The sequence below is a fragment of the Deltaproteobacteria bacterium genome (assembly GCA_016234845.1).
In the GTDB taxonomy this organism is placed as follows: Bacteria; Desulfobacterota; Deferrimicrobia; order Deferrimicrobiales; family Deferrimicrobiaceae; genus JACRNP01.
In genome coordinates this window covers 1-2381 of record JACRNP010000199.1, presented here as the reverse complement: position 1 = coordinate 2381, position 2381 = coordinate 1, and the positions used below count along the sequence as shown (strand labels likewise).

The 2381-nt window shown below is 67.1% G+C and carries 2 protein-coding genes; both read left to right on the top strand.

All coding sequences use genetic code 11. The features are described from left to right. On the top strand, nt 1–1344 hold a 1344-nt coding region (locus HZB86_12245; GenBank protein ID MBI5906293.1), incomplete at its 5' end, for a cytochrome b/b6 domain-containing protein. After that, the coding region (locus HZB86_12240; protein MBI5906292.1) for a hypothetical protein at nt 1341–2381 on the top strand (1041 nt) is incomplete at its 3' end. The genes HZB86_12245 and HZB86_12240, both read left to right, overlap by 4 nt.

Here is a 2381-nt window from a genome sequence, read left to right as displayed (position 1 = left end):
TCCCACATCAACAAGAAGAACCTGCCCGCCACCTGCGGGAAATGCCACTACGGCGTCTTCACGATATACCGCGAAAGCGTCCACGGTGTTGCGCTCCAGCGCGGGATGCCCGACGCCCCCAACTGCTCGGACTGCCACGGCGAGCACGAAATCCGCCGGGCCGACGACCCGAAGTCGCAGGTTTCCTTCGGGGCGGTCTCGGAGAAGACGTGCGCCTCCTGCCACGGGGCCGAGAAGCTGGCGGCGCGGTACGGCGTCTCCGTGGACAAGGTCAAGGGGTACGAGCAGAGCTTCCACGGCCTTTCCGCCCGCCTGGGGGACAAGACCGTGGCGAACTGCTCGTCCTGCCACGGGGTGCACGAGATCTTCCGCTCCAGCGACCCCCGTTCCACGGTGAACCCGAAGAACCTGCCCGTCACCTGCGGGAAGTGCCACCCCGGCGCGACCTCGAACTTCGCCAGCGGGAACATCCACGTCGGCCCGGGCGGGACCGGAGGGGTCGTCAAGTACTGGGTGGAGAAGTTCTACATCTGGATGATCGTGGCGGTCATCGGCGGGATGCTCCTCCACAACGGCCTCGACTATTTCCGCAAGATGCAGGCGCTCTACCGGACCCGGAGGAGGTGGGACCATCCCGGGTACGAACGGTTGAACAAGTCGGAGCGGGTGCAGCACGTCCTCACGTTCTCGACCTTCATCGCGCTCGTGATCACCGGGTTCGCCCTGAAGTTCAAGTGGTCCCTGCCGCTCCTCTCCGACGAGGCCAATGTGGTTCTTCGCGGCGGGGGTCATCGGGTGGCCGCCGTCCTCATGGTGGTCACCAGCGTCTATCACCTCTTCTACGCCGCGCTGACGGCGAGGGGGCGGGGTCAGGTCCTCCGGATGCTTCCCCGGTGGAAGGACGCCGAGGACATCGCGGGAACGATGCGCTACTACTTCGGGATGGCCGACCACAAGCCGAAATTCGACCGGTTCAGCTACGTCGAGAAGGCGGAGTACCTCGCGCTGGTGTGGGGGACGATCGTGATGGTCGTCACCGGATTCATGCTCTGGTTCCAGGACGAGACCCTGAAGCGCATCCCCATGTGGGGGCTGGACGTCGCGACCATCGTCCACTACTACGAAGCGATCCTGGCCACGCTGGCCATCATCGTGTGGCACTTCTACTACGTGTTCATGAACCCCGACTTCGCCCCGATGTCCTTCACCTGGATCGACGGGAAGCTGTCGCGGCACGACATGGAGCACGAGCACGCACTCGAACTCGAGGAGATCGACGCGTTCGAGCGGCGCGGAGAGCCGCCGCCGCCCGACGCCACAAGGATCGCAACGGAGGAGGAATGAACAGGATGAACCGCAACTGCATGGCCGCGGTCCTGGCCGCCGCCGCGCTGCTCCTGGCCTGGCCCGCCGCGGGAGCCGTCCCGGGAGTCGGCGAGTGCCTGGATTGCCACGGGGACCGGACGATCGAGAAGTCCCTTCCCGGCGGAAAGACCCTGTCCCTCTTCGTCGACCTGCAGGCGTACCGGCTCTCCGTCCACGGCGGGAGCGGGTGCGTCACCTGCCACGCCGACGCGAAAGCCCCGCACGGCAAGCTCGGGAAGGTCGCGTGCGGCAAGTGCCACGGGGACGCCGAGAAGTCGTACGCGGGCAGCTCCCACGGCAAGCTGCACGTCAAGGGGGTCCAGGACGTCCCCGGCTGCGACGGGTGCCACGGGAAGCACGACATCCGGAGGCCGAAGGACCCGTCCGCCCGGACCTTCCGGCTGAACATCCCGGCGACCTGCCTGCGGTGCCACAAGGAACGGGCGCTCGAGGCGAGGTACCCGCACCTGCCGGATCACAAGCTGCTGGCTTCGTACGAGCAGAGCGTCCACGGGGTGGCGTCGCGGAAGGCGGGGCTGACCGGAAGCGCGGTCTGCTCCGACTGCCACGGGAACCACTCCATCCTCCCGGGAGACCAGCCCAAGTCCGCCACGCACCGGCAGAACATCCCGACGCTCTGCGGCAAGTGCCACCCCGGGATCCTCGAGCAGTACGAGAAGAGCGTCCACGGGAAGGGGATGCGGGGCGGGATCGCGGACTCGCCGGTGTGCACCGACTGCCACGGCGAACACACCATCGTGAAGGCCGCCGACCCGGCGTCGCCGGTCAGCTCCCGGAACATCCCGAAGACGTGCTCCGGGTGCCACGAGAAGGAGGGGATCTCCACCCGGTACGCGCTTCCCAAGAGGCGCTTCTCCTCCTACATGGACTCGTTCCACGGCATCGCGGTGGAGTACGGGATGACGAAGGCGGCCAACTGCTCCTCCTGCCACGGGGTGCACGACATCCTGCCGTCCGCCGACCCCGCGTCCACCGTCAACCGGGCGAACCTCCCG